General features: G+C 65.2%; 5 protein-coding genes. 4 read left to right on the forward strand and 1 reads right to left on the reverse strand.

What is annotated here, in order from left to right:
- Window positions 1–6 precede the first annotated feature (6 nt).
- Window positions 7–1,110 carry a mandelate racemase/muconate lactonizing enzyme family protein gene (locus tag EAV90_RS17195; RefSeq protein WP_129144104.1) on the reverse strand — a complete coding sequence of 368 codons (1,104 nt, stop codon included), beginning with the start codon at window positions 1,108–1,110 and terminating at the stop codon, window positions 7–9.
- A 172-nt stretch (window positions 1,111–1,282) separates the two neighbouring features.
- On the opposite strand from EAV90_RS17195, the gene EAV90_RS17200 reads away from it, so the two are divergent.
- The 4 genes from EAV90_RS17200 (at window position 1,283) to EAV90_RS17215 (ending at window position 5,657) form a co-directional block, all read left to right on the forward strand.
- Complete coding sequence (locus tag EAV90_RS17200; protein ID WP_164936978.1) at window positions 1,283–2,116, forward strand: AraC family transcriptional regulator; 834 nt, start codon at window positions 1,283–1,285, stop codon at window positions 2,114–2,116.
- Window positions 2,117–2,252: 136 nt separating this feature from the next.
- Window positions 2,253–3,179: an SMP-30/gluconolactonase/LRE family protein gene (locus EAV90_RS17205; protein ID WP_122401896.1), complete on the forward strand. Its 927-nt coding sequence runs from the start codon at window positions 2,253–2,255 to the stop codon at window positions 3,177–3,179.
- A gap of 126 nt (window positions 3,180–3,305) precedes the next feature.
- Window positions 3,306–3,899: a GNAT family N-acetyltransferase gene (locus EAV90_RS17210; protein WP_122401897.1), complete on the forward strand. Its 594-nt coding sequence runs from the start codon at window positions 3,306–3,308 to the stop codon at window positions 3,897–3,899.
- A 111-nt stretch (window positions 3,900–4,010) separates the two neighbouring features.
- The gene (locus EAV90_RS17215; protein ID WP_129144106.1) at window positions 4,011–5,657 is read left to right on the forward strand and encodes a GMC family oxidoreductase; all 1,647 of its coding nucleotides are present in this window, start codon (window positions 4,011–4,013) and stop codon (window positions 5,655–5,657) included.
- Window positions 5,658–6,434 lie beyond the last annotated feature (777 nt).

Below are 6,434 nucleotides of genomic sequence, written 5' to 3' on the forward strand. Positions count from 1 at the left end.
CGCCGTTCACGCGACGCGATATCGCTCCATCACGCCACGATCGGGCTCGTAACCGAGCCCGGGGCCTGAGGGCACCGCGACATGGCCGGTGGCATCGACATCGGCGCGGCCGTTCCAGAGGCAGGCCTCGCGCTTCAAATAGAACATCTCGACCGGCCCGTCGTCGCGCGTCGCGAGCAGATGCAGCGTCGCCAGGAGGCCCGGGCCAAAATAAGGAGAGTGCGGAACGATCTTGACGCCGGACCGATCGGCCAGCGCCGCGACCTTCAAAAATTCCGTGATGCCGCCGACCTTGATCACCGAGGGCTGGGCGTGGCTCACCGCGCCGGCCTCCATCATCTGGCGGAATTGATATTCAGTGCAGGCATTCTCGCCGGCAGCGATGCCGATTCCACCCTTGCGGCGCACGTCGGCGAGCGCGGTGAAATCCTCGGGCGGCCAGACCGGCTCCTCCAGAAACATCGGTTGCGCGTCCCGGCACGTCGCCGCGAATGCGATCGCCTGCTCGGCCGTGAGCGGGCAGTTCATGTCCACCATCAGCGGAACGGTCGGCCCGATCGCCTCGCGTGCGGCGATTACCGCCGGCTGCGTGGTTTCGTGCAGCTTGATCGCGCCATAGCCGAGCGCGAGCGCCTTCCTGCATTCGGCGGCGATGTTGTCGGGCGAGCCGATCCGCAGCAGGCTCGCGTAAGCCGGAATGGCCGTGCGCCTGATCTCGCCCAGCAGGCGATGCACCGGCACGCCTTTGACCTTCGCGGCCAGGTCCCACAATGCGATATCGAGCCCTGATATCGCGAACATGGTGATGCCGTAGCGGCCGAACAGATGCAGATTGCGCTGGATCTGTTCCATCACCGCGGGAATGCCGGCGGCATCGGGCACCTTCAGCCCGCGGGCCTGCGGCGCGATCATCTCCTCGACGGCGCTGCGCGTCGTGCGCGGGCAGACATAGGCGAAGGCATCGCCCCAGCCGGTCAGCCCGGAATCGGTCGTGACCTCGACGAGGACCATGTCGAGCGCCGTGATGGCGGAAGCGCCCTGGCGAAAGCTCGCGACACCGGCCTCATAGGGAACGCGGATATGGTGCGCCCGCACATTGGTGATTTCCATGATCCGGTTCCTCTTTCTGGTGAGCGGTTTCGACGAATGTAGCCACGAACGGCAGGGCGTTGCCAGTGGCGATTGCCGGACTATCCTTAGGCGAAGCACAGCAATGCCGATCAAGCGGAGCGGTCGAGACAGGCGCATCATGGCCGCGCTTCGAACGAGGGCCCGAACCGCCATGAATCCAGCCCAGCGCGCGCTCTGGTATATCGAGAGCCATCTGGCCGAGCCGATGACGCTCGACGAGATCGCGGAGATCGCCGGCGTGTCGCGGTTCCACCTTGTGCGTGCGTTCGCCGCAGCGGTCGGTCTTCCGGTGATGCGCTACGTGCGGGCGCGGCGGCTGACGCAAGCGGCGCGCAGTCTGGCAAAGGGCACGCCCGACATCCTGTCGCTGGCGCTGGAGGCGGACTACGGCTCCCACGAAGCTTTCACCCGCGCGTTCCGCGACCAGTTCGGCACCACGCCCGAAGCGGTCAGGGCGGCAACGTGCGTCAGCCACCTCAATCTTCAGGAGCCGATCCTCATGGATTCCACGATGCTAGATACTCTCGCCCCACCGCGTTTCGAGACCGCCAAGGCCTTTCTCATCGCCGGTCCCGCCGAGCGCATCTCCTGCGACAACGGCGCCGTGATCCCCGGTCTGTGGCAACGTTTCCACCAGGAGGTCGCCGACATCCCCGCCCGCGTCGGGAACGTCGCCTACGGCGTTTGCTGCAACGCCGATGATGCCGGCAATTTCGACTACATCGCCGGCGTCGAGGTCGCCGACTTCTCCGACCTGCCGCGCCGCTTCGCCCGCATCCGCATCCCCGAGCAGCGCTACGCGGTGTTCTCCCACAAGGACCACGTCGCCTCGATCCGGCGCACAGTGAATACCATCTGGAATCAGTGGTTGCCGGCGTCGGGTTTCAAAGCTGCGGACGCGCCGAACTTCGAGCGCTATGACGAGAAATTCGACCCCGCCACCGGCAATGGCGGCTTCGAGATCTGGGTGCCGGTGAAGGAGTAGCGCGCAACGCTGGCATACCGTCCCGCTTGCTTGGCAAGCCTTGGCGACTTTGCCATAACCGCAGGCAAATCTTGCCTGCGGGGCCCGTGCTGGACATCCCGTGCAAGCCATAACAAGCAGCCGGGAGGGTCCCAAAATGCCTGACGTCCGCGTTCTCGCCACCGACCTCGAATTTCCCGAAGGGCCGGTCGTGATGCCGGACGGCTCGGTGGTGCTGGTGGAGATCCGCGGCCAGCGCCTGACGCGCGTTTATCCCGACGGCCGCAAGGAGATCGTCGCCAAGGTGCCCGGTGGCCCGAATGGCGCCGCCCTCGGCCCCGACGGCAAGATCTACATCTGCAACAATGGCGGCTTCTCCTGGATTCCGACCCGCAACATGATCATGCCGGGTCCGCAGCCGGACGACTATCTCGGCGGCTCGATCCAGCGCGTCGATCTGCAATCCGGCAAGGTCGAGACCGTCGTCACCAAATGCGGCGCGCACGATCTGCGCGGGCCGAACGACCTGGTGTTCGACAGGCAGGGCGGCCTCTGGTTCTCCGATCTCGGCAAGCGCCGCGCCCGCGAGATGGATGTCGGCGGCATGTATTACCTCAAGCCCGGCATGACCGAGATCGTGGAAGTCGTGCATGGCGTGCTGCCGGCCAACGGCATTGGGCTGTCGCCGGACGAGAACACGGTCTACATCGCGGAGACGCCGACCGGCCGGCTTTGGGCCTATGAGCTCTCGGCGCCGGGCACGCTCAAGCCGCGCGATGCGATCTATCGCGGCGAGCGCGGCAAGCCGATCTGCGGCCTCGGCGGCTACCAGATGTTCGACTCGCTCGCAGTGGAGGCGAACGGCAATGTCTGCGTCGCCACCCTCGTCTCCGGCTGCATCTCCGTGATCGCGCCCGACGGCACCTTGGTCGAGCAGGTTCCGACCGGCGACCGCGTCACCACCAACATCGCCTTCGGCGGCCCCGAGCTGAGGACCGCCTACATCACGCTGTCGGGTAAGGGCGAACTGATCGCCATGGACTGGCCGCGCGGCGGTTTGCCGCTCAATTTCCTAAACAAGTAGACGGTGCTAGTGACCGTCATTGCGAGCGAAGCGAAGCAACCGGAATGCGTCCACGGTGAGTCTGGATTGCTTCGTCGCTTCACTCCTCGCCTTCACTCCTCGCAATGACAACGGAGAGTAACTCAAATGCCCTGGCCCGATCCCATCACCCTGCGCGGACAGCACGCCCGTCTCGAGCCGCTGTCGCATCAGCATCGCGAGGGTCTGGTCGAGGCGGTCAAGGACGGCGAGCTGTCAAAACTCTGGTACACGGCGATCCCGCTGCCCGAGAACATGGGCAAGGAGATCGACCGCCGCCTCGGCTTGCAGGCCGCAGGGTCGATGCTGCCGTTCACCGTGTTCGATGCCGGCGGCAGGATCGTAGGCATGACCACCTACATGAACATCGATGCCACCAACCGCCGCGTCGAGATCGGCTCGACCTGGTATGGCAAGAGCGCTCAGCGCGGTCCGCTCAACACGCAGTGTAAGCTGTTGCTGCTGCGCCATGCCTTCGAGACGCTGAACTGCATAGCGGTCGAGTTCCGTACGCATTTCTTCAACCACCAGAGTCGCCGCGCCATCGAGCGCCTGGGCGCCAAGCAGGACGGCATTCTGCGCAGCCACCAGATCGCGCCGAACGGCACGCTGCGCGATACGGTTGTTTACAGCATCACCGCCGCCGAATGGCCGACGGTACAGGCGCATTTGGAATTCCAACTCAACGACAAGCCGCGCTAGACAGATGTGCACCGCATCGGCCGCGCTCTCGATCACCTCTCCCATGGGGAGAGGTGTCGGAAACCCGCAGCTGCAGTTCACTCGAATTCACGACATGCTGGGAGTAGCCGAATGGACAGATTTGATTATGTGATCGTCGGCGCGGGTTCCGCCGGTTGCGTGCTCACCAGCCGGCTCAGCGAGGATCCCAATACGACCGTCTGCGTGCTCGAGGCGGGCCCTTCCGACTGGCACCCGTACATCCATCTGCCGGCGGGTTTCATCAAGACCTTCCACATGAAGAGCATCAATTGGGCCTACCAGCAGGAGCCGGGGCCCTGGACCGGCGGGCGCAGCATCTATGCGCCGCGCGGCAAGACGCTCGGCGGCTCGTCCTCGATCAACGGCCACATCTACAACCGCGGCCAACGCATGGATTTCGACACCTGGGCGCAGATGGGCAACCGCGGCTGGGGCTATGCCGACGTGCTGCCGTACTTCCGGCGATTGGAGAGGCGGGTCGGCGAGGGCGAGGACACCTATCGCGGCCGCGACGGCAATCTCATCGTCACCACCATGAACTGGCGCGATCCGCTCTGCGAAGCCTTCATGGAAGGCGCGGTCTCGCTCGGCATCCCCCGCAACCCCGATTATAACGGCAAGACCCAGGAGGGTGTCTCCTACTGCCAGCGCACCATCAACAACGGCCTGCGCGTCTCCGGCGCCACCGCATTCCTCAAGCCCGCGATGAAGCGGCCGAACGTGCACGTGCACACGCATGCGCACGCGACCGAGATCATTTTCGAAGGCAAGCGCGCCGTCGGTGTGCGCTACATGAAGGGCGGCCGCGGCGGCCAGCCGGTCGAAGTGCGCGCCAACAAGGAAGTCATTCTCTCCGGCGGCACCTATAATTCGCCGCAACTCCTGCAGCTCTCCGGCGTCGGTTCGCCCGATCTGTTGCAGCAGCACGGCATCGCGGTGCGTCACGCGCTCCCCGTTGGCGAAGGCCTTCAGGACCATTACGCCCCGCGCACGGTCGCGCGCGTCAAGAACATCAAGACCATCAACGAGCTTCGCCGCGGCTTTTCGCTGTGGATCGAGGCGATGAAATGGGCCACCGCGCGGCGCGGGCTGCTGTCGCTGTCGCCGACCATGGTCTATTGCTTCTGGCACTCCGGCGAGAGCGCGGAGAGCTCCGACCTTCAGCTCACCTTCACGCCGGCTTCCTACAAGGAAGGCGTGCAGGGCCAGCTCGAGGACGAGCCCGGCATGACCGTGGCGTCCTGGCAGCAGCGCCCCGAGAGCCGCGGCTATGTCCGCATTCGCTCGGCTGATCCGTTCGCGCCGCCGATCATCCAGACCAATTATCTCGACGCCGAGCTCGACCGCCGCGTCATCGTCGGCGGCATGAAGCTCGCGCGCAAGCTTTTGAAGAGTGCCCCGCTGTCGCCCTACTACGCCTACGAGGATTTCCCCGGCCCCAACGTCAACACCGACGACGAATTTCTGCACGCCGCCACCCAACGCGGCACCACCACCTTCCACCCCGGCTGCACCTGCCGCATGGGCCCGGCGGACTCAACCTGGGCCGTGGTTGACGACCACCTCCGCGTCCACGGCCTGGAGGGCCTGCGCGTCATCGACGCCTCCGTGATGCCGCGCATGATCTCGGCCAACCTCAACGCCTCCACCATGATGATCGCCGACCGCGCCTCGGACCTGATCCGCGGCAAGCAGCCGATGGAAGCGGCGCGGATTCCGGACGCCGCGGTGGCGTGAGGCGCCACTTCTGCCGATATGGAGGTCCGGATGGAGCGCAAGCGCAATCCGGGGGCGTTGGCCCCGGGTCCGACGTTTTGCCCGGATTACGCTTTCGCTTCAGCCGGGCGACGAGGTGTAGCGACCTGTGACTGTCTCGTCGGGCAAAACACCTTGCCGCCCGTCAACCCCTGCGCGCGAAAATATTCTTCTTTACCGAAATTCGGAAATGCGGCATAAGCCGAAACAGCCCGGCTCACGGAAGAGGGGCGGTTCGCGAGTCGTTCGAAGCGCGGGCCGGGTTGCGGTGGACGCGGCAGCGTCGTGCGCGAGATGTCAAGGGCAGGGCGGATTGCTCTCCGTGAGCCCGAGGCTTCGTGCGGACGAGCGGCGCTGTGTGCGTACGGCAAAACCGTGTGGTCCTGGCCGTCGTTGCTACGGTCAAGCTCTTGCGGATGCGGCAGTCGCGTCAACCGGCGCGATGGCCGGTGACTTTCGCGGGAGTGAGGGAGGCCAGAACGAATTCGGCTCCCGGGAGAGCGCGGCATAAGCCGTCCGACCATCGCGCAGGGAAGGCCGAGTGATCGGCGACACCTGTATGCTGCTGTGCGGTTCTTCCTGCGTGTGCTTTGCGCGCAGCGGACCGCGGGTGCCAGTCGGCACCCGGCCTTCCCCATAGGCGTTAAGTTTGTTCTTGAGTGTTGGAATCACACGTGATTCCAAGGCGGGATGGCAGACGAATCGCTTCTGAACGAGGACTGGACGAGAGTGGTTACGCAGCTCGGCGGGGCTGCGCAG

Source organism: Bradyrhizobium vignae (genome assembly GCF_004114425.1).
GTDB classification, from domain to species: domain Bacteria; phylum Pseudomonadota; class Alphaproteobacteria; order Rhizobiales; family Xanthobacteraceae; genus Bradyrhizobium; species Bradyrhizobium vignae.